Here is a 26297-nt window from a genome sequence, read left to right as displayed (position 1 = left end):
TCTCTCAGCTCCCCGACCGGGTACCACGCGCGGACCCGGCCACGCGTGCCGGCAGCCGTCCCTCGCGGGTCCAGCCCAGCAGCTCCTCGGCCGACCAGGTGGTCACCACCCGTTCGGGCGGCACCCCGCACTCCTCGGCGCGGGCACAGCCGAGGATCTGCCAGTCCAGCTGGCCGGGCGCGTGCGCGTCGGTGTCCACCGCGAACAGGGTCCCCGCCTCGACCGCCCGGCGCAGCAGCCGCCGGGGCGGGTCCAGTCGTTCCGGGCGGCTGTTGATCTCCACGGCGGTGCCCGACTCGGCGCACGCGGCGAACACCTCGTCCGCGTCGAACTGCGACTCGGGCCGCCCCCGGCCCGTGACCAGGCGCCCGGTGCAGTGCCCGAGGACGTCGGCGTGCGGACTGCGCACGGCGGCCACCATCCGGCGGGTCATGGACCGCGCGTCCATCCGCAGCTTGGAGTGCACCGACACCACTACCACGTCCAGCTGTGCCAGCAGCTCCTCCTCCTGGTCCAGCGAACCGTCCTCCAGGATGTCGCACTCGATGCCGGTGAGCAGCCGGAACGGCGCCCAGCCGGCGTTCAGCTCCGCCACCACGGCGAGCTGCTCGCGCAGCCGCTCCGGCGACAGCCCGCGGGCCACGGTCAGCCGCGGCGAGTGGTCGGTGAGCACCGTCCACTCGTGCCCCAGGTCGGCCGCCGCCCGCCCCATCTCCTCGATCGGGCTGCCCCCGTCGGACCAGTCCGAGTGCGTGTGGCAGTCCCCGCGGATCAGCGCCCGCAGATCGGCACCGGCCCCCTCGGCGCCGCCCGGCGTGCCCGCCTCCTCCTCCAGCCGGCGCAGATAGCCGGGCACCTCACCGCCGAGCGCCTCCCGCACCACCTGGGCGGTCTTCGGCCCGACTCCCTTCAGCGACTCCAGCGTCCCGTCCGCGGCCCGCGCCGCCACCTCGCCCTCGGGCAGCGCGGCCAGCGTCCGGGAGGCGGTACGGAAGGCCCGTACCCGGTAGGTGGGTGCGAGCGCCCGCTCCAGCAGGAAGGCGATCCGGTCGAGGGCGGCGACGGGGTCCATGAGAACCAAGGATGTACCAGCCGCCCCGAGCGGGCGCGGGGAAGCCGGAGCGGGCGCGGGAAAGGCCGCCGGCCCCGCACCGCGCGATCCGTTTGCCCGCACCGCCCACGGGTACTGCGGTGACTCGTCCGGCACCCACCGTGAGCCCGGCACCCACCGTGAGCCCGGCACCCACCGGTGAGCCCGGCACCCACCGTGAGACCGGCACCCACCGTGCGTCCGACCCCCCTGTGCGTCCGACCCCCCTGTGAGGAGACGAGCCATGCCCACACCAGCCGCGCGGCGAACGGCACTGATCACGGGCGCGGATTCCGGCATCGGCCGGGCCACCGCCGTACGCCTGGCCGAGGCCGGCCTGGACATCGGCATCACCTGGCACGAGGACGAGAAGGGCGCCGAGGAGACGGCACGGGAGGTCCGCGCGCACGGCCGGCGCGCGGCCGTCGCCCGGCTGGATCTCACCGGGCTGCCCGAGGCCGCCGACACCGTGGACGCGCTGTGCGACGAGCTGGGCCGCGTCGACGTGCTCGTCAACAACGCCGGTACGGGCACCATGACGCCGTTCCTCGACCTGACCCTGAGCGATGTGCGCCGGGTCCTGGACGTCGACCTCGTCGGCCCGTTTCTGCTGGGTCAGCGGGCCGCGCGGCGCATGATCCGGCAGGGCGACGGCGGCCGGATCGTCAACGTCACCTCGGTGCACGAGCACCAGCCCCGGGTCGGCGCGGCCCCGTACTGCGCGGCCAAGGGCGGTCTCGGCCTGCTCACCCAGGTGATGGCCCTGGAACTGGCCGAGCACGGCATCACCGTGAACGCGGTCGCGCCGGGCGAGATCGCCACCCCGATGACCGGGCAGGAGGACACCGACGTCCACACCGAGCGCCGCCCCGGCGTGCCGCTGGGCCGGCCGGGCGACGCCCGTGAGGTCGCCGCGGTGATCGCGTTCCTCGCGAGCCCGGACGCCTCCTACGTCACCGGCGCCTCCTGGAGCGTCGACGGCGGCATGCTGCGCATGGGCCCGCAGGCGGGCTCCCACCTGACCAGCGACGACTGGCGCCGCCCCTAGGGCCCCTCTTCCGGATCCTGCCCGCCGCCCCGCCGCCGGCCCCGGCGACCCGTCGGCGCGGGTTGCGTTCTACCCTCGATTGCATGACCGAACAATCAGCGCCGTACATCTCCCGTCCGCGGATCCTGGTCCTCGGTGTGTGCCCGGGCCGGCACGGCGAGCCGCCCTTCCGGATCATGGAGATCGACGGTGAGGTGGTCGGCGAGGCCAGGACCATCACGGACGTGCTGGAGACGGCCGCCTCCCACGGCATCCTCATCCACGACCTGGACGACCCGGACGCGGTCCGCTGGGTGGGCGGCGACAAGTACACGTGGACGCTGCACTGACCGTTCGGCGCGACGGGCTCAGCCGACCGTCCACTTCTGGTTGGCGCCGCCCGTGCAGGTCCACAGCTGCAGTCGGGTCCCGTTGGTCGAGGTGTTCCCGGTGACGTCCAGGCACTTGTTCGCCTGCGGGTTGACGATGTCGTGCGCCCCGGTGACGGTCCACTTCTGGTTGGGGCCGCCGGTGCAGTCCCACAGCTGGACGGGCGTGCCGTCCGCCGTGCCGCCCCCGGTGACGTCCAGGCACTTGCCGAGCGCCCGGAGCGTGCCGTCCGAGCCGACGGTCCACGCCTGCGCGCCGGTGCCGTTGCAGTCGTAGAGCTGGACCGGCGTGCCGTTCGCGGAGTTCGCGCCGGCCACGTCCACGCACTTGCCCGCCAGCCCCCGGATCGGCAGGCCGGCGCCGCTGTCGCTCGTCGTCACCGACACCGAGTCCACCACCAGCTGCTGCGGGAACGCGGTGGAGCCGTCGGGGTCGCCGGGCCAGTAGCCGCCGACCGCGAGGTTCAGGATCAGGAAGAACGGCTTGTTGAACACCCAGGTCTTCCCGCCCAGGTCGGCGGGGGTGCGCCGCTGGTAGACGGTGCCGTCCACCGACCAGGTGATCGAGTCGGGCGCCCAGTCGACGGCGAAGGTGTGGAAGGCGTCCGCGAAGGCCTGCCCGTTCGGCAGGGAGTAGGGCGCGCCGATGCCGCCCGAGCCGGAGTAGCCGGGGCCGTGGATGGTGCCGTGCACGGTGGAGGGTTCGAAGCCGACGTTCTCCATCACGTCGATCTCGCCCGAGTCCGGCCAGTTGACCGGCGTGCCGAGCATCCAGAACGCGGGCCACATGCCCTGCCCGCGCGGGATCTTCATCCGGGCCTCGACATGGCCGTACTGGGCGTTGAACTTCCCGGCGGTGTTCAGCCGGGCCGAGGTGTACTGGCAGCTGCCGTACCAGCACTGGTAGCCGGCCGGGTTCTCCTTGCGGGCCGTGATGACCAGATGGCCCTGGCCGTCCAGGGCCGCGTTCCTCGTGCCCGAGGTGTAGTACTGCCGCTCGTGGTTGTTGACGTTGTCACCGGTCTCCAGGGTCCACTTCGAGGAGTCGACCGCGGCACCCGCGGGCCCGTCGAAGGTGTCGGAGAAGGTGGTGACGGCCGCGGCCGCCGGGGCGGCGGTCCGGGCCTGCGCCGGGCCGACGGCCACGGAGCCGGCCAGCGCGGCGGACAGCGCGGCGAAGAGACATCTGCGGAGCAGGCGTGGGGAGGCCATGGCTCTCCGTTCGGTGGGGGGCGGGAGCGGTGTGCCTCTTGATTTAAGGAGTGAGATAAGAGGACGTCAATACCTCGGTGCGACCTTGGTACAGACCTGTTCTGACGATGGCTCACGACCTCGTCTCCTGCCTACTCGGCCGCCGGGCCGGGCACCGGGTCGGGCACCGGGGCGGCTACCCGCCGGTGCACGCCCCGCCCGAGCCGCCGTCCCAGCACCAGCCAACCCAGCAGTGCCCCGGTCGTGTTGAGGATCACGTCGTCGATGTCGAAGGCGCGCCCGGTGACCAGCGCGCCCTGGACCAGCTCCACCATGAGCATCACCAGGGCCGTCAGCACCGTCACCCGCACCGCCCCCCGGGCCCGTGGCGCGAGGACCGGCACCAGCACCCCGAACGGCACGCCCAGCAGCACGTTCCCGCCGAGCTGGCGCAGCGCGTCCCGCACCGGCGCGTGCTCCGCATAGGCCCGGAGTGAGCGGCCCGGGTGCAGGTTGCTGTGCGTCAGCGACACCGAGGCGGGCGACGGCTGGAGCGTGATCCGGGCCAGGACGACGGCGAACGCCACCATCAACGCGAAGGCCACGCCGATCGCGAGGAGCCGCAGGGGCAGCGGCAGCGCGTGCCGTGGCGGGCCCGCGGGCCGCACCGGCCGTTCCTGTTCGGCCGGGCGTCGGTTGCGGGCGGGGCGCAGCACCTCGGGCAGCCGCGGGACAGTACGGGCCATCCGGTCCTCCAGTCGTCAACGCCGGTGTTCCGACCGTCGGTTACCCGCACCGCGGCCCGGGATGCCCCCGCCCGGCCGCCGCCCGATGGTTTTCGTTCACGCCTGAGGGGCACTGCGGGTGCGGACCCGCGCGCCGCCGCTCCCGGCCGGGCCCGGCGGTGCTTGGATGCCCCCAGCGGCATTCCGGACACAGCGCCGCGTACCCGAGCACAGCGGACCGAGGAGGCGCTGCATGACCCGCGGTACGGCCCCCCGCGCGCTCCTCCTCGCCGCCGGCGAACTCCTCGCCTGGTGGGCGGCGCTGGGGCTGCTGTGGCTGGTGCTCATCACGACCGTCGACACCCTCGAACGGATCGTCGGTGGGAGCTGCGCCGCCGTCGGCGCGCCGGCGGCCCGGGCCGGCCGGCGGGCGGTGGGCTGGCGGTGAACGGCTGGATCCTCGCGGCGACCGTCGTCCTGGGCGCGGGAGGCGCGACCGCCCTGTGGGGCGTGGCCACCGGCCCCCCGGCCCGCCGGCTGGTCGCCCAGAATCTGACCACGTCCGTCGTCTGCCCGGCCCTGCTGCTCCTCGCCCAGGGCTACGGCCGCCCGGCCTACGTCGACCTCGCCCTGCTGCTCGCGCTGCTCGGCCCGGTCGGCACCCTCGTCTTCGCCCGCCTGCTCTCCGACGAGCCGGCCCGGCACGCGAGCGCCTGGGGGCCGACGTGGGCCGCCGCCGGACTGGGTGCGGCCGCCGTCGTCGCCCTGTGCGTGGCCGGGGGACCGGGCCGGTCCATGGTGAAGCTGCTGCTGATCGGCGCCGTGCTGATCAGCGGCAACATCATCGCCTCGCGGGCCCTCGCGGGCGGGTTCCGGGTGCGGGGTGGCTGACGGGATGCCAGGGCACGGTGGGGGCCGCAGTGCCGGCGGACCAAAGGCAGAGGCAAGGGCAGGGGCGGGGTCGGAGGCCGGGGCGGCGAAGGCGGGTGGCGTGTGTCCGATGCGGTGATCGTCGTCGTCCTGCTGCTCGTGGCCGCCTCGGCCACCGCGGCCGTGGCCCAGCGCGACCCCACCCGCCAGGCGCTGGTGCTGTCCGTCCTCGGGATGGTGCTGGCCGCGCTGTTCACGGTGCTCCAGGCCCCGGACGTCGGCCTGTCCCAGCTGGCCGTCGGCTCCGCCCTCACCCCGCTGCTGATCATGCTGTCGGTGCGCAGGACCAGACGCCGGGGCCGGACGAAGCGGGAACCGGAGTGAACCGGCTGCGGCTGTACCTGCTGGCCGTCGGCGGCGCCGGCCTCGCCGCCCTGCTCGTCGCCGCCTGCCTCGACCTGCCGGACTTCGGCGGCCGCCGGCACCCGTACGGCGACCGGGCCGTCCACGCCTCCCTCGCCCGGCACACCGCGAACACCGTCGCCTCCGTCAACTTCGACCAGCGCGCCTACGACACCCTCGGCGAGACGAGCATCCTGTTCGCCGCCGTCCTCGGCTGCGTGGTGCTGCTGCGCCAGGCCCGCGACGAGCGCCGGGCGCGGCCGGAACCCGCCGAGGTGGCCCGCCCGGTGCGGCGCTACGCCCTGCTCGTGCTGCCCGTCGCCCTGGTCACCGGCCTGTACGTGATCGCCCACGGCCAGCTCAGCCCCGGCGGCGGTTTCCAGGGCGGGGTCGTCGCCGCGACCGCCCTGCACCTGCTCTACCTCGGCGCCGACTACGGCGCGCTGGAACGCGTCCGCCCGCTCGGCGTCTTCGAGACCACCGACTCCCTCGCGGTCTGCGCCTACCTCGTGCTCGGCGCCGCCGGAATCCTGGCCGGCACCGCGTTCCTGGCCAACACCCTGCTGCCGTACGGCACCTTCGACACGCTGTCCTCCGGCGGCACCGTCCCGCTGCTGAACGCGGCCGTCGGCATGGAGGTGGCCAGCGCGGTCGTCGTCCTGCTCGCCCACTTCCTCGACCAGGCCGTCGAGATCGAGGACGGCACCGAGGAGGAACCCCGGAGGTGAACACCGCGATGCACGTCCTGCCGTACCTGGTCGCCGCGTACGTCTTCCTGACGGGCTGCTACGGCCTCGCCACCAGCCGGAACCTGATCCACGCCGTCGGCTGTCTCGCGGTCTGCCAGTCCGCCACCTACGTCCTGCTGCTCGCGGTCGGCTACCGCGACGGCGGCACCGCGCCCGTCTTCTCCGACATCAAGCCGGGCTCCCGGCCGGTCGTCGATCCGATCGTGCAGGCCCTCACCCTCACCGACATCGTCGTCGGCGCCACCGTCACCGCGCTGCTGCTCGCCCTCGTCCTGCAGATCGCCAAACGGCACGGCACGCTCGACCCCGACGCACTGCGGGAGCTGCGCGGCTGATGCACCACCTGATCCCGCTCCTGGTCGCGGTCCCGCTGTTCGGCGCCGCCCTGCTGGTGGCCACGGGCCGCTACCTGCCCCGGGTCGCGGCCGAGATCACCGGGTTCGTCTTCTCCGGCGGTACGGCCGCCCTCGCGCTCGTGCTGCTGCTGAACTCGGCGCCGCCGATGGTCGAGTGGGCCGGCGGCTGGCTGCCCGTCGGCGGGGAGAGCGTCGGCATCCTCGTCGTCGGGGACGGACCGGCGCTCGGCATGGCCACGCTGGCCTCGCTGCTGACCCTGGCCGCCCTCGCCTACTCCTGGCGCTACTTCGACGAGCCGCCACGGGACCGCACCGGCTCCTTCACCGCGCTGATGCTGGTCTTCCAGGGCGCCATGTGCGGATTCGCCGTGGCCGGCGACCTGTTCAACGCGTTCGTCTTCTTCGAGCTGATGAGCGTGGTGGCGTACGCCCTGACCGGCTACCGCATCGACGAGGCGAAGGCCGTCCAGGGCGCCCTGACCTTCGGTGTCGTCAACTCCCTCGGCGCGTACGCCCTGCTGATGGGCATCGCCCTGCTGTACGCCCGTACCGGCGAGCTGTCCATGACCGGGATCGGGCGCGGCCTCGACGCCACCGGACACGGCGGCCCGGACGCGCTGGTCCTCACCTCGTTCGTGCTGGTCCTGACCGGTCTGCTGGTGAAGGCGGCGGCGGTGCCCTTCCACTTCTGGCTCCCGGACGCGCACGCCGTCGCCCCCACCCCGGTCTGCATGCTGCTGTCCGGCGTCATGGTCGAACTCGGCGGCTACGGCGTCTGGCGGGTGTACGGCACCGTCTTCGCCGGGCCTGGCGGCATCCCCGCCGCCGACCTGACCCGGGCCCTGGTGACCCTCGGCGCCCTCACCGCCGTGACGGGCGCCGTCATGTGCTGGTACCAGCGGCACATCAAACGCCTCCTCGCCTACTCCACCGTCGCCCACACCGGCCTGTTCCTCGTCGGGCTCGGCGTCCTCAGCCCCGAGGGCGACGACGGCGTGGCCCTGTACCTGCTCGGGCACGCCGGGGTGAAGGCCGCGCTGTTCGCCTGCGCGGGCGTCCTGCTGGACCGGTTCGGCAGCGTCGACGAGCACGCGCTGCACGGCCGGGCCCGGCAACTGCGGTCCACGGCCGTGCTGTTCGCAGTGGGTGCCCTGGGCCTGGCCGGGCTGCCGCCGTTCGGTACGGCGCTCGGCAAGGCCGTCGCCGAGGAGGCGGTCGGCGGCCCGCTCACCGTGGTGTACGTGGCCGCCTCCGCCATCACCGCGGGCGCGGTCCTGCGGGTCACCGGCCGTGTCTTCCTTGGCCTCGGGCCGCGCCCGGACGACGCGGAGTACGAGACCAGCGGCTCCGGCGAGCAACCGGAGACGTCCGGCCTGCTGCGCCGGATCCCGGACACCATGACGACCGTGCCCGCCGTGCTGCTCGCCGCCGCCCTCGCCGTCGGGGTGGTCCCCGGCTTCGGCGCCCTGGTGGCCCGCTCGGTCAACGAGGCCGGCTCGGGCGGAGCCCACGCCTCGGTGCACTGGACCGTGCAGGGCGTGCTGCTGGGAGTGGCCTCCGCCGTGCTGGCCGCGGCGCTGGCCGGTCTCGCCGTCGTCCGGCCCCGCTGGGTGGCCGCCCCCGACTGGGCCGCGCCCCTCAGGCGCCTGCAGTCCGGGCACGTCGGCGACTACGTGGCCTGGCTGCTGGCGGGCGCGACCGTGCTCGGGGCGCTGGCCCTGCCGGGGGTGCTGGGCGGCTGATCAGGGCCCGTAGGTGATGTGCACCTCCTCGAAGCCGAGCGAGCGCAGCAGGCCCTGGAGCATGCCGGTGGTGTTGCGCTCGGCCCGGCCGGTCAGGCCGCTGCTCTTCGCCGCGTCGCCGATGTGCCGGACGGCGAGCTTCTGCACGGCCTGCTCGCCGTTGGGGTTGTCCGAGAACAGGTCGCCGATCCGGTCCAGCAGCCCGCGCTGCTTGGACACGGCGTAGGAGTGGTCCGGGTCCAGGGACGGCTTGCCGAGCCGCGCGTGCGGCAGCCGGATCGTGGCGGTCGTACGGTCCTTGTCCACCCGTACGTCCCGCTCGCCGATCCCGCCGAGGTCGACGTAGGCGTCCACGGTGCCCGCGCCGACGTACAGGGTGCGGGTGCCGCGCAGGGCGTCGGGCAGGTATTTGGTGTCCTTTTCCAGGTCCACGACGACCTGGAAGTTGCCCGAGGCCGCGTCGTAACGGCTCATGTCCTGGATCGACTTGAGCAGAGTGGGCCCGGAGCGGTCGGTGGTGTCGGTGCCGAACAGGTCCTTGATGCCCGGCAGTACGGCCAGCCGGATCCCGGCGAACAGCACGGCGAGCACCAGCACGACCGCGGCCACGACCCTCGCCCAGACCGGCAGGCGTCTCACGGAAGTCGTCATCGTGACGGTCCTCCTTCCTGCCGACCGGATGCCCGCCAACTCCCCGGCCAAGACAGTCGCGTGGGAGGAATCACCGTCAGGCCGGAGCCGCTCCGCTCACAGGGAGCCGGACGCGGCCTCGGAGCGGGCCAGGGCCTCGTCCAGGCTGGGATGCGGGGGCAGGAGCCGGGCCAGACCGGTGACCCGGAGCACCCGGAGGGTCAGCGGGTGCGCGCACACCAGGTGCAGCTGCCCGCCGCGCTCCAGCACCCGGACGCGCGCCCGGTACAGCAGCCGCAGCCCCGAGCAGTCGAAGAAGGTGACCGGCCGCAGGTCGACGACCAGCCGGACCCCGGGCCGGCCGGTGACCCGGTCGAGGAACGGGCCGATCTCCGCCGCCGAGTCGATGTCGATCTCGCCCCGCAACTCCAGCACCGTGTGCCCGCGGTCCTCGTACACGCCCAGTTGCCGGGTGAGAGGTACGGGTTCGTGTCGCACCTCGGCCCCACCTCCCACCCGCGCCCCGATGTCGTTTCCCGATCGTCAAGTTACCCTCGATGGAAGGAATTTGAGCATGTTCGATTGACATATGTCTTCGAGTTTGACGCGGGCGCGGGTGTGAAGGGGAGTACGGGTCGCTCAGTCCACCAGCAGGACCAGCTTGCCGGTGGTCCGGCCGGTCTCTCCCAGCGCGTGTGCCTTCGCCGCCTCGGCCAGCGGGAAGGTCCCGGCGATCGTCGCCTTCAGCCGTCCGGACCCGGCCAGTTCCGCGATCGCCTCCATCCCCGCCCGGTCGGCGTCGACCAGCATGCGCACCGCCCGCACGCCCAGCCGTTCGGCCTCCTCGTAGAAGTCGTCGGAGCCCATCGGGAGGATCGACACCACCACACCGCCCGGCCGCAGCACCCGCAGCGACCGTACGGAGGTCTCGTCGCCGAGCGTGTCCAGGACCACGTCGACGTCCTTCACCGCCTCCGTGACGTCCGTGGACCGGTAGTCGACCGGCTCGTCCACGCCGATCTCCCGCAGGAAGTCGTGCTTGCCCGCGCTCGCCGTACCGATCACGTACGCCCCGCGCGCCTTGGCGATCTGCACCGCCACATGGCCCACCCCGCCGGCCGCCGCGTGGACCAGCACCCGCTGCCCCGGCCGGACGTCGGCGTGCTCGGTCAGCGCCTGCCACGCGGTCAGCGACACCAGCGGCAGCGCGCCCGCCTGCACGTGGTCGAGGGAGTCCGGCTTGCGCACCAGGGCCCGGGCGGGGACGGTGACGTACTCGGCGTGCGTGCCGTGGCCGTAGGGGTACGGCACCATGCCGAAGACCTCGTCGCCCGGCCGGAACGCGGCCACGCCGAAACCGGTCTCCGCGACCTCGCCGGAGACGTCCCAGCCGAGGACGAACGGGGGCTCGCCCAGGAAGACGCCGGCGGCCCGGTGCTTCCAGTCGGTGGGGTTCACCCCGGCGGCCCGCACCCGGACCAGCACCTCGTTCGCGCGCGGCCGCGGCCGCTCCAGCTGTACTTCCCTCAGTACCTCGGGACCGCCGAGGACGTCCTGGCTGATGGCTCGCATCGTGTTCACATCGCTCATGGCCACCAGCCTGCCGGAGCCGGGCCGTCCGGAAAATGGCATGATTGCCAACATCCGATAGGATCGTGCCATGACCGATATGGAGCTGCGCCCCAAACGCCCCGAACGGGTGGTCGTCCTGGCCCTCGACGGCGTCTACCCCTTCGAGCTGGGCATCCCCAGCCGTATCTTCGGCGCGGCAGACGGCCACTACGAGGTGCTCACCTGCTCGGTCGACGGCCGGCCCGTGCGCACCAACGCCGACTTCACGATCGGCGTCGCCCACGGCCCCGAGATCCTGAACACGGCCGACACCGTGGTCGTCGCCTCCGTGTCGACCGCGCACATCCCGGCCGAGCTGAGCCCGGAGCTGGCCGCCGCGCTCGCCCGGATCCGCCCGGACGCCCGGATCGTGTCCATCTGCACGTCCGCCTTCGTCCTCGCCGCGGCAGGACTGCTCGACGGCCGCCGGGCCACCACCCACTGGCAGGTGGCCGAGATCTTCCGCCGCCGGTTCCCCCGGGTGGACCTCGACCCCGACGTCCTCTTCGTCTCCGACGGCCGCATCCTCACCTCGGCCGGCGCGGCCGCCGGCGTCGACATCTGCCTGCACATCGTCCGCACCGACCACGGCAGCGAACTGGCGAACGCCGTCGCCCGCCGCTGTGTCGTGCCCCCGTTCCGGGACGGCGGCCAGGCCCAGTACATCGAGCAGCCGGTCCCCGAGAGCGGGGCCGCCGGCACGGCCGCCACCCGCGCCTGGGCGCTGGAGCGCCTGGACGAGCCGCTCACCCTGGCGGACCTCGCCGGACACGCCCGGATGAGCCTGCGCACCTTCGCCCGCCGCTTCGGTGACGAGGTCGGCCTCAGCCCCGGCCGCTGGCTCATCCAGCAGCGGGTGGCCCGCGCCCGGCACCTGCTGGAGGCCAGCGACCTGCCGGTGGACCGGATCGCCGCCGAGGTGGGCTTCGCCACCGGCGCCTCACTGCGCCAGCACCTGCACGCGGCCATCGGGGTGTCCCCGCAGACCTACCGGAGGACGTTCCAGCAGACCCGCTGAACGTTCGGGCGGCCCCGGCTTCACGGCCACCACGGAACGGCCGTGGGCGGACCACCGCCCGGACACGCGCCGGGCGACTCCGTGCGCGGACCGGGGATCCACGGTCACACTGAGCGTGACGATCACCCAGAGGAGGCCGTGCCCCATGACCCCGCCCCCCGCCCGCAGTGCCGAGCAGCGCAAGAAGGACACCCTCCGCCGGCTGGAGAGCGACGTCGACGCGTGGGTCGCCACCGCCGGTCCCGACGGCGCCGCGCCGTATCTGGTGCCGCTGTCGTACGTGTGGGACGGCACCTCGCTGCTGTTCGCCACGCCGGCCGAGAGCCCCACCGGACGCAACCTCGTGGCCACCGGCCGGGCCCGTCTCGGCATCGGCCCCACGCGGGACGTCGTCCTGATCGACGGCACCGTGCAGGTCGTGACGCCCGAGGACCTGCCCGAGGAGGACGCCGAGGTCTTCGCCGGGAAGACCGGCTTCGACCCGCGCCGACTGGCCACCCGCTACCTGTACTTCAGGGTCCTGCCGCGGCGGGTCCAGGCCTGGCGCGAGGAGAACGAGCTGCGCGGCCGGGACCTGATGCGCGACGGGGAGTGGCTGCCCGCCGACTGAATCCGGGAGCCCGGGATATCCGCAGGGAAGAGGACTCATCCCGGGGAGGATCCATGGCACTGGTCAAAGCGGGCGTGGTCGTACTGGACTGCGCGGAACCGGAGAAACTCGCGGAGTTCTACCGCGAGTTCCTGGACGGTGAGCGGACGTCCGCGTCCGCCAACCTGGTGGAGATCCGGGGCGCCGACGGCGTACGGCTGGCCTTCCGGCGCGACGTCAACGCGACCCCGCCCAGCTGGCCGCGCCCCGAGAACTCGCTCCAGGCCCATCTCGACTTCCTGGTGGAGGACTTGGACGAGGCCGAACGGCGGGTCGTCGGCCTCGGCGGCCGGCCCATCGAAACGCGGGACGCGGCGGGCCCCTACGAGGAACGCGGCTACTCCGACCCCGCCGGCCACTCCTTCACCCTCCGCCTGGTCCCCCCGACGGCCCCCAAACAGGGCTGAGCCCGTCCGGCCCACCCGGCGGCGCCGAAGCGGACTCGGTCCGGGCGCCGGAGTGGGGCCGGCCGGGGTGTCGCGGCGGAGCCCCCGGTGGCGCCCTGAGGGGCCACCGGGGGCTCGGGTGGGCCTGCCGAGCGGCACCGGGACCGGCTGGTGCCCGGTGTCACCGGGTCAGTCGCGGCCGCCCTTGTCGGTCGAGGGCCACACGCCCGTCGAGCGGGCGATGGCCTTGGCGCCGGTACGGTCCACGGCGCTGCGCACGACCGCGAAGATCGCGCCCTGGACGGCCGCGGCCAGCAGGATCTCGCCCCAGCCGCGGTCCGGGTCCAGGGCGTCGGGCGCGTCCTCCTCGTGCCGGATCGCCATCCACGCCTTGCGGAAGGCCATGCCGGCCAGCGCGCCACCCGCCCAGCTGAGCACGAACCCGACCGGCTGGTAGGCGAGAGGGAGCTTCTTCTTCTTGTTCTTGGCCATGTCTGACTACTTCCTCGTCAGCCCTTCCTCATGCGGCCCGTCCTCGCTCGGCCACCCGTTCGCCCGGGGGCACCGGTCCCGGCGGCGTTCCGTCGCCGAACGGCCGCCCGCCCAGCTCCGCCCGGCCGTGCGGGCTCAGCCAGCCGGCGAGGTCCGGGCCGAGCGGCACGATGCCGGTCGGATTGATCCCGGAGTGCACCTGGTAGTAGTGCCGCTTGATGTGGTCGAAGTCGACCGTGTCGCCGAACCCCGGCGTCTGGAACAGATCCCGGGCGTACGCCCACAGCACCGGATGCTCCGCCAGCTTCCAGCGGTTGCACTTGAAGTGGCCGTGGTACACCGCGTCGAACCGCACCAGCGTGGTGAACAGCCGGATGTCCGCTTCCGTGAGGGTGTCGCCGACCAGATACCGCTGCTCCGACAGCCGCCGACCGAGCAGTTCCAGCCGCCGGAACACACCCGCGCACGCCTCCTCGTACTCCTTCTGGTGCGTGGCGAACCCGGCCCGGTACACCCCGTTGTTCACGTCCTCGTAGACCTCGGCCATCACCTGGTCGATCTCCTCGCGCCGCCCGTCCGGGTACAGCTCCGGCGCGCCGGCGCGGTGCAGGGCCGTCCACTCGGTGGCCAGGTCCAGGGTGATCCGCTGGTAGTCGTTGGTGACCAGCCGGCCGCTGGGCACGTCCACGATCGCGGGCACGCTCACCCCGCCCGGATAGCCGGTCTCCCGCCTGTCGTAGGCCTCGCTCAGGAACCGGATGCCGAGCACCGGGTCCCGGCCGCCGGGGTCCAGGGTGAACCGCCAGCTGCGGTCGTCCTGGACGGGGTCGGCCACCGCCATCGGCAGTGCCTCCTCAAGGCCCAGCAGCCGGCGTGAGATCACCGCCCGGCTCGCCCACGGACAGGCGCGGGAGACCACCAGCCGGTAGCGGCCCGCCTCCACCGGCCAGCCGTCCCGGCCGTCGGCGGTGATCCGGTCCGGGAAGTGGCTCCTGGACCGGGTGAAGCCGCGGTGTCCGTAGGCGCGGTTGCCGTCGCCGCCCATGTCTCCTCCTCGCCGCCCGGGTCCGCCCGGGTCCGCCCGGGCCGTCCGGGTCCTCATGCCCCGCGTTCCCCGTTTGGCCCGGACCGCACGGTGTGAGCCGTCCGGTCGGGGGCAGTCGGCGAAGGGTGAGTGGGACATCCTCGGAACGGGAGACGGCCGCACGGACGGTCGAGGACGGCGCGACGGGAACGGCGCACGCCACGGGCCCGGAAACGGCCCCGGCGCACGCCCCGGACAGCGAAAGGCAACCGGCACGCGCCCCCGCGGGCGACGCCGACGGCAAGCCGGGCGGCGAGTCGGGCGGCGAGCCCGACGGCAAGCCGGGCGGCCGGGCGAAGGGCGGGGCCGATCGGCACACCAGGATCACCGTCCTCGTGGCGCTCGCCGCCAACCTGGTCATCGCCGTCGCCAAGGCGGCCGGCGGTGTCCTCGCGGGCTCCCCCGCCCTGCTGTCGGAGGCCGCGCACTCGGTCGCGGACAGCCTCAACGAGGTCTTCCTGCTGGCCGCGCTGCGCCGCAGCCGCCGCCCCGCCGACGCCCGGCACCCCTTCGGCTACGGCAAGGAGCGCTTCTTCTGGTCCCTGCTCGCCGCCGTCGGCATCTTCGTCATGGGCGGCTGCTTCTCCTTCCTCCAGGGCGTCGACGCGCTCCGCAGCGGCGCCGACGAGACGTTCGGCGGCTATGTCGCGGGCCTGATCGTGCTGGGCGTGGCGCTGCTCGCCGAGGGCGTGTCGCTGCTGCGGGCCCTGCACCAGGTGCGCCGGCAGGGCGGCGGCCTCGGCGCGCTGCGCGATCCCGCGCTGCGCACGGTGGTCGCCGAGGACGGCACCGCGGTGCTCGGCGTGAGCCTCGCCCTGGCCGGCATGGCCCTGCACATGGTGACCGGGCAGGTCGTGTGGGAGGCGTCCGCCTCGCTGGCGATCGGCGTGCTGCTGGTCTACGTCGCCTACCGGCTCGGCCGCGACGCCCGCGCCCAGCTGATCGGGGAGGCCGCGGACCCGGAACTGAGCGGCAGGATCCGGGCGCTGCTGCGGGCCCAGCCGGAGATCGACAGCGTGGAGGCGCTGTTCACCATGAAGATGGGCCTGGACTCCATGCTGGTGGCCGCCCGCGTCGACCTGGTGCCGGGCCTGGACAGCGAACGTGTCGAGGAGGTCGCCGTACGCATCAAGCGGTCCCTGGCCCGGACGTTCCCGGACACCGGGGAGATCTTCCTGGACGTGACCGACCGGCCGGCGGGCGAGTCACGAGAAAGCCCCGCCGCGACGGGGGAACGCGGCGGGGCCTGACGCACCAGTGCCCGGACTCAGGCCTGTTCACACGTCTGCGGAACAGATTTTTCTGAAACGGAGCCGTGTCCGGCCTGAATCAGCTCTCGTCGAGCGGCTCCAGCACGAAGACCGGGATCTCCCGGGAGGTCTTCTCCTGGTACTCGGCGTACGGCGGGAACGCGGCCACCGCCCGCTCCCACCACGCGGCCTTCTCCGCCCCGGTGACCTCCCGGGCCCGCATGTCCCGCTTCACCGGGCCGTCCTGCAGCTCGACACGGGGTTCGGACCGCACGTTGAAGTACCAGACGGGGTGCTTGGGCGCACCGCCGAGGGACGCGACCGCCGCGTACCGGCCCTCGTGCTCCACCCGCATCAACGGCGTCTTGCGGATCTTCCCGCTCTTCGCGCCCCGCGTGGTCAGCACGATCACCGGCAGCCCGGTGTCGCGCAGCGTCGTCCCCTTCGTCCCGCCGGAACTCTCGTACAGCTCGACCTGCTCACGCACCCACTGCGTCGGGCTCGGCTCGTACTCGCCCTCAAGAGGCATGGATCCGCTTCCTTTCGTCGTCCGCGGTCTGTCCGCCACCGGCGTCAACAACGGTGGCCGCCGTACTCATCCGTACCGCGCACGGGGCCCGGCGACGCGGCGGTCTCCGGAGATCATCGCCTTCCGCCCGGCCCCGCACACGGCGGTGGCCGGTTCTCGCGCCCGGACCCGGGGTACTTCGGCCAGATCGGCCGGCTCACCGAAGTGGCCGAACTTGGCGTCGACCCATAGGTGCCTGGGGCATCTAATGAAGATCGGCACGACGCACTACTTCGTCTGCGAGGTCTTTCCATGACGGAACTGACGGACACCAGCGGCCCGGCAGCACCGGCCGAACCCGTCGCCTTCCCCCAGGACCGCACCTGTCCCTACCACCCGCCCACCGGCTACGAACCGCTGCGCGACGGGCGCCCCCTGTCCCGCGTCACCCTCTACGACGGCCGCGAGGTCTGGGTGGTCACCACCCACTCCACCGCCCGCACCCTGCTCGCCGACCCCCGCCTGTCCACCGAGCGCCGCCGCCCCGGCTTCCCCGTGCCCACACCCCGCTTCGAGGCGGCCCGCAACCGCAAGGTGGCCCTGCTCGGCCTGGACGACCCCGAGCACCACCAGCAGCGGCGGATGCTGATCCCGTCGTTCACCGTCAAACGCGCGGCGGCCCTGCGCCCCTGGATCCAGCGGATCGTGGACGACCTGCTGGACACGATGATCGCCCAGGGGCCGCCCGCCGAACTCGTCTCCGCTTTCGCGCTGCCCGTGCCCTCGATGGTGATCTGCGGCCTGCTCGGAGTGCCGTACGCCGACCACGAGTTCTTCGAGGAGCAGTCCCGCAGGCTGCTGCGCGGTCCGACCGGCGCCGACACCGTCGAGGCCCGCGACCGGCTGGAGGAGTACCTCGGCGGCCTGATCGACGCCAAGGCACAGGAGGCCGAACCCGGTGACGGCATCCTCGACGAACTGGTCCACCAGCGGCTGCGCACGGGCGAGCTGGACCGCGCCGACGCCGTCTCGCTCGCCATCATCCTGCTGGTCGCCGGGCACGAGACCACCGCCAACATGATCTCCCTCGGCACCTTCACCCTGCTCCAGCACCCCGAACGGCTGGCCGAGCTGCGCGCCGACCCCGCGCTGCTCCCCGCCGTCGTGGAGGAGCTGATGCGGATGCTGTCCATCGCGGACGGTCTGCAGCGGGTGGCGCTGGAGGACATCGAGATCGCCGGCAGCACCATCCGGGCCGGCGACGGGGTGCTCTTCTCCACCTCGGTGATCAACCGCGACACGGCCCTGTACGACGATCCCGACGCCCTGGACTTCCACCGCACCGAACGCCACCACGTGGCCTTCGGTTTCGGCATCCACCAGTGCCTGGGTCAGAACCTGGCCCGCGCCGAGCTGGAGATCGCCCTGGGCACCCTGTTCACGCGGCTGCCCGGGCTGCGGCTGGCCGTCCCGGCGCAGGAGATCCCGTTCAAACCGGGCGACACGATCCAGGGGATGCTGGAACTCCCCGTGAGCTGGTAAGAGGCTCTGCTCATGCACATCGACATCGACAAGGACGTCTGTATCGGCGCCGGGCAGTGCGCGCTGGCCGCACCGGGCGTCTTCACCCAGGACGACGACGGCTACAGCACCCTCCTGCCAGGCAGCGAGGACGGCGCGGGCAACCCGATGGTCCGGGCGGCGGCCCGGGCCTGCCCGGTGAGCGCGATCACCGTACGGGACAGCACCGGCTGACGGCGCTCCGGCGGTACGGCGCCCCCCGGGCCGCCGTACCGCCGGACGGCCCGTACCGGTGTCGGCCGTTCAGCGCACCCTGCGCACGTACCCGGCGCTGCCCGGGACGGACACGCCCCGGTCGCGGCGGACGATGCTCAGCCGGTCGCCCCAGCGGGCGCGGGCCGCGCGCAACCCGCCGTCGGTGTACTCGACGTCCACCACCCGGTCGTCGAACGCCTTCGCGTACACCTCGCACTCGGCGTACTGCCCGCACTCCTCCGTCACCGCGAAGTCCAGCCCGGCGTGCCCGCGCCGCCCGGCCAGCTCGGCGGTGTTCTTCTGACCGACCGCCAGGTTCCGCGCATGCGCGTGCCGGGACAGCAGGCGCATGAAAGCGGTCGCGTCGGAGGCCGTGAGCAGCCCGTGGGAACGGGTGTAGCTGTCGTAGTTGTCCGGCTCGACGGCGTCGTACCCCTTGTCCGCGCAGCCGTCGACCCACCGGTCGACCCGCTGCGCCACCCGGTCCCGCTTGGCCGGCGTGCCGATGTCCAGCAGCGGCTCGTTCCAGTCCCGGTCGACCACGACCCCGCCCCGCGCGTCGCGCAGCAGCAGATCGGCCGGCCAGGCGGAACGCTCGGCGGGCTGCACCTGGAACGCGTTGACGTAGCAGATGTTGTACAGCCCCGGCGCGGGGGAGTCGGACCGGTCGCGGCTGACGATCCGCACGCCCGCGGGCGGGGGATAGGCGCCGCCGATCTGGTAGTCGAACCCGGCGTGCCGTGGCGGCAGCCGCAGCGAGGCGGCCTCCGCCGTGCCGCCCTGCTCCCGCTGCCCGGACGTACAGCCGGCCGACACCGCGACGACCAGCGCCGCCACCAGCGCGCCCAGGGCCGTACGCGACCCCGAGGCGCGGCGCTCACCCCTGGCACCCCTGCAAGACACGTCCGCTCCGTCCCGCCCACGCCGGGCGGCGCGGGTATGCCCCGTGATCACATCCCCCGCACCGGACAGGCGTCAAGTCGGACGCGGCCCCCGTCGTAGGCTCTGCGGTGACCGTCCTCCCGAAGGCAGGAGCACCAACGATGCAGTACGTGAAGCTCGGTTCGACCGGCCTGGACGTCTCGCGGATCTGTCTGGGCTGCATGACCTACGGCCTGCCCGACCGGGGCGTCCACGAGTGGACCCTGGACGAGGAGGCGTCCCGCCCGCTGATCCGGCAGGCGCTGGACGCGGGCGTCAACTTCTTCGACACGGCGAACGTCTACTCCGACGGCACCAGCGAGGAGATCGTCGGCAAGGCGCTGCGGGACTTCGCGCACCGCGACGAGATCGTCCTGGCCACCAAGGTGCACGGCCGGATGCGGCCGGGGCCCAACGGGGCCGGGCTGTCCCGCAAAGCCATCATGAGCGAGATCGACCACAGCCTGCGCCGGCTCGGCACCGACTACGTCGACCTCTACCAGATCCACCGCTACGACCACGCGACTCCCGTCGAGGAGACGATGGAGGCGCTGCACGACCTGGTCAGGGCGGGAAAGGTCCGCTACATCGGGGCCAGTTCGATGTACGCCTGGGAGTTCTCCAAGGCGCAGTACACCGCCGAGCGGCACGGCTGGACGAAGTTCGTCTCCATGCAGAACCACTACAACCTCCTCTACCGCGAGGAGGAGCGGGAGATGCTGCCGCTCTGCGCGGACCAGGGCGTCGGCGTGCTGCCCTGGAGCCCGCTCGCCCGCGGCCGGCTCACCCGGGACTGGGGCACGGTCACCGAGCGGAGCGCGAACGACGACTTCGGCAGCCGGCTGTACCTGGAGAGCGACCGCGCGATCGTGGAGGCCGTGGGCCGGATCGCGGGCGAGCGCGGCGTGCCCCGCGCCCAGGTCGCCCTCGCCTGGCTGCTGCACCAGGACACCGTGGCGGCCCCGATCGTCGGCGCCGCCAAGCCGCAGCACCTCGAGGACGCGGTGGCGGCGGTCGAACTGACGCTGACCGACAAGGAGATCGAGGAACTCGAGCAGCCGTACGCGCCGCACGCGATCAGCGGCCACTGAAAACCGCGCGTCCGGACCGGATGCCGATGAGAAACCGCGGCGGTGAATGCCGGGGATCGGGAGATCTCTTGTTCGGACGTGTTCGGCTGTGTAAAAGTGTGCGCTGTCGGCGCGCAGGCAAACACATTCTCTTTCTGTATGCGCCAGGCCGCTCCCGTACACCCCCCACGCTTCACAAGAGCCGCCTCAGGTGGATGTCCGAGCTGCCCCATGCCCTCGCCATACCGATTGGTATGGACCAGATCCGGTAGTGCGTCGGGAGGAATTCGGCCGTGACCGAGGCAGGCCTGTCGGACGAGCAGCTGAGCGCCGAACTGAGGAAGTGGACGGGCGCGTCACCCGCCCTGCATCCCGTCGGTGAACTCCTCGACCGGCACTGGGCGGCGGCCCTCGCCTACGCCCGGCTGTGCACGGACGGGCCGCGCGCCGCCGGCATGCTCACCACGTCCGCGTTCACCCGGCTGTTCGGCGCGTCGCTGCGGCAGACCGGGCCGACCGCCGCCTGGCGGCCCTACGTGCTGGTCGCCGTCCGCCGTATCGCGGCCGAGTGGGAAACCGACGGCCGCCAGGAACTCCTCCACCCCGGGCTGCGCTCCGGTGACGGTCCCGGCGAGCGGGCCGCGGCCCGGCTGCTGCCACCGCCCGAACGGCGGCTGCTGACCCGCGCGTTCCAGCGGATCCCGGAGACCTCCCGCGCGGTGCTGTGGCACACCGAGGTCGAGGCGGAACCGCCGGCCGTGCCCGCCACGCTGCTCGGTCTGGCGGAGGAGGACACCCGCGTCGAACTGGACCGCGCCCGCGAGCGGCTGCGCGAGGAGTGCCTCCAGGTGCACCGCGAGCTGGCCCCCGACGCCGAGTGCCGGCGCTATCTGCGCATGCTGGACGTGACGTTCCGGCGCGGCGGCACCGCCATCGACCCGGACCTGCGCCGGCACCTGTCGGGCTGCGCCCACTGCGAGCGCACCGCCGGCCAGCTCGCCGAGTTCAACGGCGACGGCCTCGGGCTCGCGCTCGCCGAGGCGGTCCTCGGCTGGGGCGCGCACGGCTATGTGCAGTCCCGGGCGGCCCGGGCCGAGGAGCCCGCCGCACCGGCTCCGGCCGCGGCCACCGTCGTACCGCAGGGCGGCGAGGCGTTCACCCTCGACGCCCCCGACACGCTGGCGACGCCTGCCCCGGGCGCCGCCCACCGCCGGTCGACCGGCTCCCAGGGACCTGCCCGAAGAAGCCGAAGAACCAGAGGCGCCCAAGGCACCCAACGCACCCAGGGCAACGCAGGCACCCAGGGCGCGGAAGCCACCGAGGACCCCGAGGGCACCGGCCCCGCCCCGGCTCCCGCCTCCCCCCGCTCCGCGTACCGCGCCGCCCGGCGTGCCCGGCGCCGCACCCTGGCGCTCGCCGTCGTCACCGTCAGCGGACTCGTCGTCCTGCCCCTGGTGCTGTGGTCGGTGCTCGGCTCGGGCGACGACCGGGCGCCCGGCGCCGCCGGCAGGCCCTCCCGCACCCCGGGCAAGGACACGGCCTCCCCGGGCGCCTCCTGGGCCGGCCGCAACGCCCCCGGCCAGGGCGCCCTGCACGGCAGGCTGCGCAACCTCGCCTCGGGTCTGTGCGTCGGCGTCGTCGGCGGGAAGGCGGTCGAGGGCGCCGAGACGGAACTCGTCGACTGCTCCGCCGCCCCGGCCCAGCAGTGGACGTACGAGACCGACGGACTGCTGCGCAACGCCGCCGCGCCCGACCTGTGCCTGGACTCCCACCTCGGTTACTCCGTGCGCCTCGCCCCCTGCACGGCCACGGGCAAGGCCGCCCGGGACATCCGCTACGACTTCACCCTCCAGGGCGCCCTGGTGCCGCACGCGAACCAGGGGCTGGCCCTCACCCCGGCCGCCACCGACGGCTCCGGCGCCCTCGTGCTCAAGATCCGCGCCGCGGGCACCGTCCAGCGCTGGTCCGTCGACACCGCCCACCCGGACCTGCGGATGGAGAACGTCAACTGGGCCCGCGACAGCACCCTGGCGCCCACCGCACCGCCCCCGGCCACCCGGCCGGTCACCCCGGCCCCCTCACCCTCCGGTACGAGGTCCGCCCCGGCGCCCTCGCCGTCCGCGACGGAATCCGCCCCGGCGCCCTCGCCGACCGCCACCGTCACCGCCGACCCGTGCGCGGAGTACCCGCGGTTCTGCGGCCGGGACGGGCGCGACGGGCGGCACCGGCGCTGACATGGGGATCGGGCGCGGTACTCAGGGGTGGTGCGGTGGCGGAGGTGGCATCGTTTCCAGGTCGGGTGCCGGTTCCGGCCAGACCAGGAGGACCGGGCAGGGGGCGTGGTCGACGGCGAAGCGGACGGCCGGGCCGAGGCTTCTCGGGCCGAGCCGGGACCGGTCGCCGTCCCGGGCCAGCACCAGCAGCCCGGCCCCCTCGGCCGCGGCCACCACCTCCCGCTCGACCCGGCCCGAGCGCTCCTCGCGCACACAGGGCCGGCCCAGCCGCTCGGCCGCCGCGGTGAGCAGCGAGGCCGCCGACGTGTCGCCGAGTGCCGCCAGCCGGTCGCCGGGATCCGCCACCCGGTGACCGCGCCCCAGCAGCCCGGCGAAGGCGCCGTGCGCCACCGCCGGCACATCGGGGCCGCTCACATGCAGCAACACCACCTCCGCGTCGTCCGGAGCGTGGGCGCGCACCGCGTCCACACAGGCGGGCCAGGTGCCCTCCACCAGCCAGGCGATCACCCGCATCCTCGGCCTCCCTCGGCTCACGCGAACCCGTCACAGAACCCGCAGCGACCCCCACAGTGCCACCACCGCGACCGCGAGGGAGGACGGCACGGCGAGCAGCCCGAGCCGGGTGAACTCCCCGAGGTCCACGTCGTGCTCGTGCTGGTGCACGATCCGCCGCCACAACAGCGTGGCCAGCGACCCCGCGTAGGTGAGGTTCGGGCCGATGTTCACGCCCAGCAGCACCGCCAGCACCGCCCCCGGCCCGGCGGGCACCGCCAGCGGCAGCAGCACCAGCACCGCCGGCAGGTTGTTGATCAGGTTGGCCAGCAGCGCGGCCAGCGCGGCGATCCCGAACAGCGCGGGCAGGCCGGTGCCGGCCGGCACGACCCGCCCGAGCACGTCCGCGAGCCCGTTGTCGACCACCGCCCGCACCACGATGCCCAGCGCCAGGACGAACGCCAGGAAGGCCGGGGACGCCGCCCGGACCACGGTCAGCGGGCTCGCCTGCCGCCGCACCAGCGCCCGCCCGGCCAGCACCAGCGCGCCGGCCGCCGCCACCCAGGCCGGCTCCACGCCGAACGCCGACGCCACCACGAACCCGGCCAGCGTGCAGCCCACGGTCACCAGCGCGAACAGCGGCAGCGCGGGCGTGTCGCCCGTGCTCTCGCCCGAAGGGGCCGCCGCGGTGAGGTCCCGGGCGAAGAACCGCCGGAACACCAGGTACTCGGCGCCGATCGCGGCCAGCCACGGCAGCGCCATCAGCGCCGCGAACCGGGTGAAGCTCAGCCCGCTCGCCGCGAACGCCAGCAGGTTCGTCAGGTTGGACACCGGCAGCAGCAGCGACGCCGTGTTCGACAGGTGGGTGCAGGCGTACACATGCGGTTTGGGCCGTACGCCCGTCCGCGCGGCCGTGGCGAAGACCACCGGGGTGAGCAGCACGACCGTCGCGTCCAGGCTGAGCACGGCGGTGATAGCCGAGGCCAGCGCGAACACCGCCGTCAGCAGCCGCACCGGCCGGCCCCCCGCCCACCGGGCCATCCATGCCCCGCACGCCTGGAACAGGCCCTCCACATCGCAGAAGTGGGCGAGTACCAGCACGGCGGCCAGGAACCCGACCACCGGCCCCAGCCGTTCGGCCTCGGCCCGTGCGTGGTCGAGGGAGATCGCGCCGGTGGCGACCACGACGGCCGCGGCGGGGACGGCCATGACGGCCTCCGGCCGGCCGAAGGGCCGTACCACGGCCCAGGCCAGCACCGCGGCCAGGAGAACGGCGGACAGCGACTCGGCGAGCGGGGTGTTCAGGGCGGATCCTTCCGACGTCGGGCACGGGGTGCCCGCCCATGAAAACAGACAATGTTGAACACGCTACGACGACCGGCTGCCCGCCGCGCCCAGGAACTCCGCCCAGCCGCCCGCCGGGGCCTGCCCGGGCGACAGCGTGCGCAGCCGGCGCAGCACCGCCTGGTCCTGCGCCTCCAGCCAGGCGACGAGCTGCTTGAAGGACACGAAGCGCACGTCGTCGTACGCGGCCATCTTCCCGATGGCCTCCTCCACGGCGTCCATGTAGACGCCGCCGTTCCAGCGTTCGAAGTGGTTGCCGATGAAGAAGGGCGCGCGGTTGGTCTCGTAGGCCCGCCGGAAACCGGCCAGGTAGGTGTCACGGGCCTGGGCCCGCCAGATGTCGTACCGGGTGCGGTCGCCGAGCGGGTTGCCGCCGGACTGGTTGAACATCATGTTGTAGTCCATGGAGAGCACCTGGAAGGAGTGCCCGGCGAAGGGTATGGACTGCAGCGGGAAGTCCCACAGCCTGCCGCCCTGCACCTTGCCCGGCCAGATCTGCAGGCCGCCGGGGGAGCTGGCGTCGTACTTCCAGCCGAGCGCGGCGGCGGTCGGCAGCAGGTTGGCCTGGCCCTCCAGGCAGGGAGTGCGGCCGCCGATGAGCTCCTTGCGGTAGTCGAAGGGGAGCGGTTCGAGGTCGGTGAAGCCGGTGTTGGTCCTCCAGTGGGTCACGAAGTCCACGGCCTGGTCGATCTCGCTGCGCCACTCGGCCGGGGACCAGTTGCGCACGCCGGTCGCGCCGCAGAAGTGCCCGTTGAAGTGGGTGCCGATCTCGTGGCCCTCCAGCCAGGCCGCGCGCACCTGCTGGAGGGTGGCGTGGATGTGCCGGTCGGCGAGGTAGCCGATCGCGGAGGCGCCGACCGGGTGCTGCGGCGGCCGGTAGAGGTCCTTCCTGGACTCGGGCAGCGTGTAGATGCCGCTCAGGAAGAACGTCATCGTGGCGTCGTGGTCGGCGGCCACCTTGCGGAACCGGGAGAACAGCTTGTTGCTCAGCTCGCCGGCCCCGTCCCAGGAGAACACCACGAACTGCGGGGGCTTGCGGCCCTCTTCCAGCCGGTCCGGCTTCGGCTGGTGCGGCTGGGCGCCGGTGTCGGCGGTGGAGCCGTCGCCGATCGGCCTCACCGGCCGGGCCTGGGCCGTGCCCCGGCCGCCCGCCGGGCCCGCTTTGCCGCTGCCGGGGGTGCAGGCGGCCAGTGTCCCGAGGGCGCCCGCCGCCGCCCCGGCCGTCAGCACCCGCCTGCGTGAGATCCCGCTCATCGTCTCCCCGATTCCCTTGTTCCGGGCCCTCGCGGGGCCCGTTCGCCGTACGGTCGACCGGGTTCGATGACCACGGGCCGGGGAAAGATCGCGGCCGGCGGCGCCTGTTGCCGTTCTGTGACAGTTGTGGCGCCGCCATGACGAACGGGGCCGGTCGGCCGAGGGCGCGCCATGACGAACGGGTGCGGCCCGGCCGAGGGTCCGGCATGACGAACCCCACTGCCTCGGGGGCGGCAGCGGGGTTCGCGCGCAGGGGGCGGGGCAGCGGCGGGGTCAGGGGCCGGTGCCCGGGGCGAGCACCATCAGGCGGACGGACGAGGAGTTCCCGGAGACCGGCACCGGGCCGCCCGTCCAGGCCGCCTTCAACGGGGCCCGCTCGTCCGGCGGAGTGACCAGCAACGCGGCCGGCGTGGCCGTCTTCGCCCCGCTGATCTCCGGGTTGGAGAAGGTCAGCCCGGCCCAGGCGCTCCGCCCGGGCTTGAGCGTGACGGTCACCGGGGTGCCCGGCTCACGCCGGGGGTCCGGGCCGAGCTGTGTGCCGGAGCCGTTCACGAAGGCAGCACCCGGATAGCCGTGCAGGGTGCACGTCCGGGCGGAGATGTTGGTGAGCACCACCGGGAAGTTCTCCTGGCCGGCGCCCGGGTCGTTGCGGCCGACCGTGGCGCGCAGTTGGGAGGTGTGGCAGCGGGTGCTCGCCGCGGCCGGGGTGGTGGCCGCCGGGCCGCCCGCGGTGCCGGTCGTCCTCGGCGCGGACGCCGAGCCGGTACCCGTGGACGCCGGGCCGGTGCGCGCGGGGGAGGAGGCCGCGGCCGAGGGGGACGCCGGGGGCGGTGTGGAGTCCCGCGCGGGGGCTGCCGTACCGGGGACGGTGGCCGGGGCCGCACTGTGCGCGGCGGAGCCGTCGCCGCAGGCGGTCAGGAGGCCCAGCACGGCGACCGTACCCACGAGCAGGGCACCGTGCCGCGCGGACCGGGGGATGTACACCATGTCGCTCAACACTCCTGGAGATCACGGCACGCGACCGGGACGCGTGCCTG

At 73.7% G+C, this 26297-nt stretch carries 30 protein-coding genes; 16 read left to right on the top strand and 14 right to left on the bottom strand.

The window, feature by feature from the left end:
• Positions 1 to 4 precede the first annotated feature (4 nt).
• Positions 5 to 1072: a PHP domain-containing protein gene (locus ACZ3ZD_RS13550; protein WP_467396242.1), complete on the bottom strand. Its 1068-nt coding sequence runs from the start codon at positions 1070 to 1072 to the stop codon at positions 5 to 7.
• Positions 1073 to 1334: 262 nt separating this feature from the next.
• On the opposite strand from ACZ3ZD_RS13550, the gene ACZ3ZD_RS13545 reads away from it, so the two are divergent.
• Positions 1335 to 2138 (top strand): SDR family oxidoreductase, encoded by an 804-nt coding sequence (locus ACZ3ZD_RS13545; protein ID WP_467396240.1) that lies wholly within the window; start codon positions 1335 to 1337, stop codon positions 2136 to 2138.
• Between the two features lie 83 nt (positions 2139 to 2221).
• On the top strand, positions 2222 to 2467 hold the full coding sequence (locus tag ACZ3ZD_RS13540) for a hypothetical protein (RefSeq protein ID WP_467396239.1): 246 nt from the start codon (positions 2222 to 2224) through the stop codon (positions 2465 to 2467).
• A gap of 18 nt (positions 2468 to 2485) precedes the next feature.
• Here ACZ3ZD_RS13540 and ACZ3ZD_RS13535 read toward each other — a convergent pair whose 3' ends face one another.
• Together ACZ3ZD_RS13535 and ACZ3ZD_RS13530 are read right to left on the bottom strand one after the other, a co-directional pair.
• Positions 2486 to 3718 (bottom strand): lectin, encoded by a 1233-nt coding sequence (locus ACZ3ZD_RS13535; protein ID WP_467396237.1) that lies wholly within the window; start codon positions 3716 to 3718, stop codon positions 2486 to 2488.
• 131 nt (positions 3719 to 3849) lie between these two features.
• Complete coding sequence (locus tag ACZ3ZD_RS13530; RefSeq protein ID WP_467396235.1) at positions 3850 to 4443, bottom strand: VanZ family protein; 594 nt, start codon at positions 4441 to 4443, stop codon at positions 3850 to 3852.
• Positions 4444 to 4675: 232 nt separating this feature from the next.
• Between ACZ3ZD_RS13530 and ACZ3ZD_RS13525 the strand changes: the two genes are divergently transcribed.
• The 6 genes from ACZ3ZD_RS13525 to ACZ3ZD_RS13500 all read left to right on the top strand — a co-directional run bounded on the left by ACZ3ZD_RS13525 (position 4676) and on the right by ACZ3ZD_RS13500 (position 8541).
• Positions 4676 to 4870, top strand: a complete 195-nt coding sequence (locus ACZ3ZD_RS13525) for a hypothetical protein (RefSeq protein WP_467396233.1) — start codon at positions 4676 to 4678, stop codon at positions 4868 to 4870.
• Positions 4867 to 5313, top strand: coding sequence for an MrpF/PhaF family protein (locus ACZ3ZD_RS13520; RefSeq protein WP_467396231.1), 447 nt, complete (start codon positions 4867 to 4869; stop codon positions 5311 to 5313). Before ACZ3ZD_RS13525 ends, ACZ3ZD_RS13520 begins: the two co-directional genes overlap by 4 nt.
• 102 nt (positions 5314 to 5415) lie before the next feature.
• On the top strand, positions 5416 to 5676 hold the full coding sequence (locus ACZ3ZD_RS13515) for a Na(+)/H(+) antiporter subunit B (protein ID WP_467396229.1): 261 nt from the start codon (positions 5416 to 5418) through the stop codon (positions 5674 to 5676).
• Positions 5673 to 6422, top strand: coding sequence for an MnhB domain-containing protein (locus ACZ3ZD_RS13510; protein WP_467396227.1), 750 nt, complete (start codon positions 5673 to 5675; stop codon positions 6420 to 6422). Before ACZ3ZD_RS13515 ends, ACZ3ZD_RS13510 begins: the two co-directional genes overlap by 4 nt.
• A gap of 8 nt (positions 6423 to 6430) precedes the next feature.
• The gene (locus ACZ3ZD_RS13505) at positions 6431 to 6778 is read left to right on the top strand and encodes a sodium:proton antiporter (RefSeq protein ID WP_467396517.1); all 348 of its coding nucleotides are present in this window, start codon (positions 6431 to 6433) and stop codon (positions 6776 to 6778) included.
• Positions 6778 to 8541: a complex I subunit 5 family protein gene (locus ACZ3ZD_RS13500; protein WP_467396225.1), complete on the top strand. Its 1764-nt coding sequence runs from the start codon at positions 6778 to 6780 to the stop codon at positions 8539 to 8541. Before ACZ3ZD_RS13505 ends, ACZ3ZD_RS13500 begins: the two co-directional genes overlap by 1 nt.
• On the opposite strand, the gene ACZ3ZD_RS13495 is transcribed toward ACZ3ZD_RS13500, so the two are convergent.
• From ACZ3ZD_RS13495 to ACZ3ZD_RS13485, 3 genes are all read right to left on the bottom strand, one after another.
• The gene (locus ACZ3ZD_RS13495) at positions 8542 to 9192 is read right to left on the bottom strand and encodes a DUF4230 domain-containing protein (RefSeq protein ID WP_467396224.1); all 651 of its coding nucleotides are present in this window, start codon (positions 9190 to 9192) and stop codon (positions 8542 to 8544) included. It abuts the gene before it with no gap.
• Positions 9193 to 9288: 96 nt separating this feature from the next.
• Entirely contained in the window at positions 9289 to 9669 is a 381-nt protein-coding gene (locus ACZ3ZD_RS13490; protein WP_467396222.1) for an anti-sigma factor antagonist, read from the bottom strand.
• Between the two features lie 141 nt (positions 9670 to 9810).
• Positions 9811 to 10761, bottom strand: coding sequence for an NADP-dependent oxidoreductase (locus ACZ3ZD_RS13485; protein ID WP_467396220.1), 951 nt, complete (start codon positions 10759 to 10761; stop codon positions 9811 to 9813).
• A gap of 70 nt (positions 10762 to 10831) precedes the next feature.
• Here ACZ3ZD_RS13485 and ACZ3ZD_RS13480 point away from each other — a divergent pair, with 70 nt between their 5' ends.
• From ACZ3ZD_RS13480 to ACZ3ZD_RS13470, 3 genes are all read left to right on the top strand, one after another.
• On the top strand, positions 10832 to 11800 hold the full coding sequence (locus tag ACZ3ZD_RS13480) for a GlxA family transcriptional regulator (RefSeq protein WP_467396218.1): 969 nt from the start codon (positions 10832 to 10834) through the stop codon (positions 11798 to 11800).
• Positions 11801 to 11945: 145 nt separating this feature from the next.
• Positions 11946 to 12410, top strand: a complete 465-nt coding sequence (locus tag ACZ3ZD_RS13475; RefSeq protein WP_467396216.1) for a pyridoxamine 5'-phosphate oxidase family protein — start codon at positions 11946 to 11948, stop codon at positions 12408 to 12410.
• 53 nt (positions 12411 to 12463) lie between these two features.
• A complete protein-coding gene (locus tag ACZ3ZD_RS13470; protein ID WP_467396214.1) occupies positions 12464 to 12856 on the top strand; it encodes a VOC family protein in 393 nt (130 codons plus the stop codon).
• Between the two features lie 168 nt (positions 12857 to 13024).
• On the opposite strand, the gene ACZ3ZD_RS13465 is transcribed toward ACZ3ZD_RS13470, so the two are convergent.
• A complete protein-coding gene (locus ACZ3ZD_RS13465; RefSeq protein ID WP_467396212.1) occupies positions 13025 to 13327 on the bottom strand; it encodes a DUF4235 domain-containing protein in 303 nt (100 codons plus the stop codon).
• 28 nt (positions 13328 to 13355) lie between these two features.
• Positions 13356 to 14372 (bottom strand): glutathione S-transferase family protein, encoded by a 1017-nt coding sequence (locus ACZ3ZD_RS13460; protein ID WP_467396211.1) that lies wholly within the window; start codon positions 14370 to 14372, stop codon positions 13356 to 13358.
• Positions 14373 to 14734: 362 nt separating this feature from the next.
• Between ACZ3ZD_RS13460 and ACZ3ZD_RS13455 the strand changes: the two genes are divergently transcribed.
• A complete protein-coding gene (locus ACZ3ZD_RS13455; protein ID WP_467396515.1) occupies positions 14735 to 15661 on the top strand; it encodes a cation diffusion facilitator family transporter in 927 nt (308 codons plus the stop codon).
• 79 nt (positions 15662 to 15740) lie between these two features.
• Here the strand turns inward: ACZ3ZD_RS13455 and ACZ3ZD_RS13450 are convergent, their stop codons facing one another.
• The gene (locus tag ACZ3ZD_RS13450) at positions 15741 to 16190 is read right to left on the bottom strand and encodes a nitroreductase family deazaflavin-dependent oxidoreductase (RefSeq protein ID WP_467396210.1); all 450 of its coding nucleotides are present in this window, start codon (positions 16188 to 16190) and stop codon (positions 15741 to 15743) included.
• A 291-nt stretch (positions 16191 to 16481) separates the two neighbouring features.
• Here ACZ3ZD_RS13450 and ACZ3ZD_RS13445 point away from each other — a divergent pair, with 291 nt between their 5' ends.
• Positions 16482 to 17711: a cytochrome P450 gene (locus ACZ3ZD_RS13445; RefSeq protein WP_467396208.1), complete on the top strand. Its 1230-nt coding sequence runs from the start codon at positions 16482 to 16484 to the stop codon at positions 17709 to 17711.
• A gap of 12 nt (positions 17712 to 17723) precedes the next feature.
• Positions 17724 to 17924, top strand: a complete 201-nt coding sequence (locus ACZ3ZD_RS13440) for a ferredoxin (RefSeq protein ID WP_467396206.1) — start codon at positions 17724 to 17726, stop codon at positions 17922 to 17924.
• Positions 17925 to 17993: 69 nt separating this feature from the next.
• Here ACZ3ZD_RS13440 and ACZ3ZD_RS13435 read toward each other — a convergent pair whose 3' ends face one another.
• Positions 17994 to 18848: an endo alpha-1,4 polygalactosaminidase gene (locus ACZ3ZD_RS13435; protein ID WP_467396204.1), complete on the bottom strand. Its 855-nt coding sequence runs from the start codon at positions 18846 to 18848 to the stop codon at positions 17994 to 17996.
• Positions 18849 to 18988: 140 nt separating this feature from the next.
• Here ACZ3ZD_RS13435 and ACZ3ZD_RS13430 point away from each other — a divergent pair, with 140 nt between their 5' ends.
• Both ACZ3ZD_RS13430 and ACZ3ZD_RS13425 read left to right on the top strand, forming a co-directional pair.
• The gene (locus ACZ3ZD_RS13430; protein WP_467396202.1) at positions 18989 to 19957 is read left to right on the top strand and encodes an aldo/keto reductase; all 969 of its coding nucleotides are present in this window, start codon (positions 18989 to 18991) and stop codon (positions 19955 to 19957) included.
• 272 nt (positions 19958 to 20229) lie between these two features.
• Complete coding sequence (locus tag ACZ3ZD_RS13425; protein WP_467396200.1) at positions 20230 to 22170, top strand: ricin-type beta-trefoil lectin domain protein; 1941 nt, start codon at positions 20230 to 20232, stop codon at positions 22168 to 22170.
• Between the two features lie 21 nt (positions 22171 to 22191).
• Here the strand turns inward: ACZ3ZD_RS13425 and ACZ3ZD_RS13420 are convergent, their stop codons facing one another.
• The 4 genes from ACZ3ZD_RS13420 to ACZ3ZD_RS13405 all read right to left on the bottom strand — a co-directional run bounded on the left by ACZ3ZD_RS13420 (position 22192) and on the right by ACZ3ZD_RS13405 (position 26247).
• The gene (locus ACZ3ZD_RS13420; protein ID WP_467396198.1) at positions 22192 to 22683 is read right to left on the bottom strand and encodes a universal stress protein; all 492 of its coding nucleotides are present in this window, start codon (positions 22681 to 22683) and stop codon (positions 22192 to 22194) included.
• Between the two features lie 30 nt (positions 22684 to 22713).
• Positions 22714 to 23967, bottom strand: coding sequence for an SLC13 family permease (locus tag ACZ3ZD_RS13415; protein WP_467396513.1), 1254 nt, complete (start codon positions 23965 to 23967; stop codon positions 22714 to 22716).
• Between the two features lie 63 nt (positions 23968 to 24030).
• A complete protein-coding gene (locus tag ACZ3ZD_RS13410) occupies positions 24031 to 25260 on the bottom strand; it encodes a polysaccharide deacetylase family protein (RefSeq protein WP_467396196.1) in 1230 nt (409 codons plus the stop codon).
• 273 nt (positions 25261 to 25533) lie between these two features.
• Complete coding sequence (locus ACZ3ZD_RS13405; protein WP_467396194.1) at positions 25534 to 26247, bottom strand: DUF4232 domain-containing protein; 714 nt, start codon at positions 26245 to 26247, stop codon at positions 25534 to 25536.
• Between the last annotated feature and the right edge of the window lie 50 nt (positions 26248 to 26297).

The sequence above is a fragment of the Streptomyces sp. NPDC023481 genome (assembly GCF_055560195.1).
This window is presented reverse-complemented; position numbering and strand designations above follow the sequence as displayed.

Bases quoted from the DNA above. Each gene is read 5' to 3' on its own strand.
- ACZ3ZD_RS13550 (WP_467396242.1), bottom strand. From the start codon at position 1,072: ATGGACCCCGTCGCCGCCCTCGACCGGATCGCCTTCCTGCTGGAGCGG.
- ACZ3ZD_RS13545 (WP_467396240.1), top strand. From the start codon at position 1,335: ATGCCCACACCAGCCGCGCGGCGAACGGCACTGATCACGGGCGCGGAT.
- ACZ3ZD_RS13540 (WP_467396239.1), top strand. From the start codon at position 2,222: ATGACCGAACAATCAGCGCCGTACATCTCCCGTCCGCGGATCCTGGTC.
- ACZ3ZD_RS13535 (WP_467396237.1), bottom strand. From the start codon at position 3,718: ATGGCCTCCCCACGCCTGCTCCGCAGATGTCTCTTCGCCGCGCTGTCC.
- ACZ3ZD_RS13530 (WP_467396235.1), bottom strand. From the start codon at position 4,443: ATGGCCCGTACTGTCCCGCGGCTGCCCGAGGTGCTGCGCCCCGCCCGC.
- ACZ3ZD_RS13525 (WP_467396233.1), top strand. From the start codon at position 4,676: ATGACCCGCGGTACGGCCCCCCGCGCGCTCCTCCTCGCCGCCGGCGAA.
- ACZ3ZD_RS13505 (WP_467396517.1), top strand. From the start codon at position 6,431: ATGCACGTCCTGCCGTACCTGGTCGCCGCGTACGTCTTCCTGACGGGC.
- ACZ3ZD_RS13500 (WP_467396225.1), top strand. From the start codon at position 6,778: ATGCACCACCTGATCCCGCTCCTGGTCGCGGTCCCGCTGTTCGGCGCC.
- ACZ3ZD_RS13495 (WP_467396224.1), bottom strand. From the start codon at position 9,192: ATGACGACTTCCGTGAGACGCCTGCCGGTCTGGGCGAGGGTCGTGGCC.
- ACZ3ZD_RS13485 (WP_467396220.1), bottom strand. From the start codon at position 10,761: ATGAGCGATGTGAACACGATGCGAGCCATCAGCCAGGACGTCCTCGGC.
- ACZ3ZD_RS13480 (WP_467396218.1), top strand. From the start codon at position 10,832: ATGACCGATATGGAGCTGCGCCCCAAACGCCCCGAACGGGTGGTCGTC.
- ACZ3ZD_RS13475 (WP_467396216.1), top strand. From the start codon at position 11,946: ATGACCCCGCCCCCCGCCCGCAGTGCCGAGCAGCGCAAGAAGGACACC.
- ACZ3ZD_RS13470 (WP_467396214.1), top strand. From the start codon at position 12,464: ATGGCACTGGTCAAAGCGGGCGTGGTCGTACTGGACTGCGCGGAACCG.
- ACZ3ZD_RS13465 (WP_467396212.1), bottom strand. From the start codon at position 13,327: ATGGCCAAGAACAAGAAGAAGAAGCTCCCTCTCGCCTACCAGCCGGTC.
- ACZ3ZD_RS13460 (WP_467396211.1), bottom strand. From the start codon at position 14,372: ATGGGCGGCGACGGCAACCGCGCCTACGGACACCGCGGCTTCACCCGG.
- ACZ3ZD_RS13450 (WP_467396210.1), bottom strand. From the start codon at position 16,190: ATGCCTCTTGAGGGCGAGTACGAGCCGAGCCCGACGCAGTGGGTGCGT.
- ACZ3ZD_RS13445 (WP_467396208.1), top strand. From the start codon at position 16,482: ATGACGGAACTGACGGACACCAGCGGCCCGGCAGCACCGGCCGAACCC.
- ACZ3ZD_RS13440 (WP_467396206.1), top strand. From the start codon at position 17,724: ATGCACATCGACATCGACAAGGACGTCTGTATCGGCGCCGGGCAGTGC.
- ACZ3ZD_RS13430 (WP_467396202.1), top strand. From the start codon at position 18,989: ATGCAGTACGTGAAGCTCGGTTCGACCGGCCTGGACGTCTCGCGGATC.
- ACZ3ZD_RS13420 (WP_467396198.1), bottom strand. From the start codon at position 22,683: ATGCGGGTGATCGCCTGGCTGGTGGAGGGCACCTGGCCCGCCTGTGTG.
- ACZ3ZD_RS13410 (WP_467396196.1), bottom strand. From the start codon at position 25,260: ATGAGCGGGATCTCACGCAGGCGGGTGCTGACGGCCGGGGCGGCGGCG.
- ACZ3ZD_RS13405 (WP_467396194.1), bottom strand. From the start codon at position 26,247: ATGGTGTACATCCCCCGGTCCGCGCGGCACGGTGCCCTGCTCGTGGGT.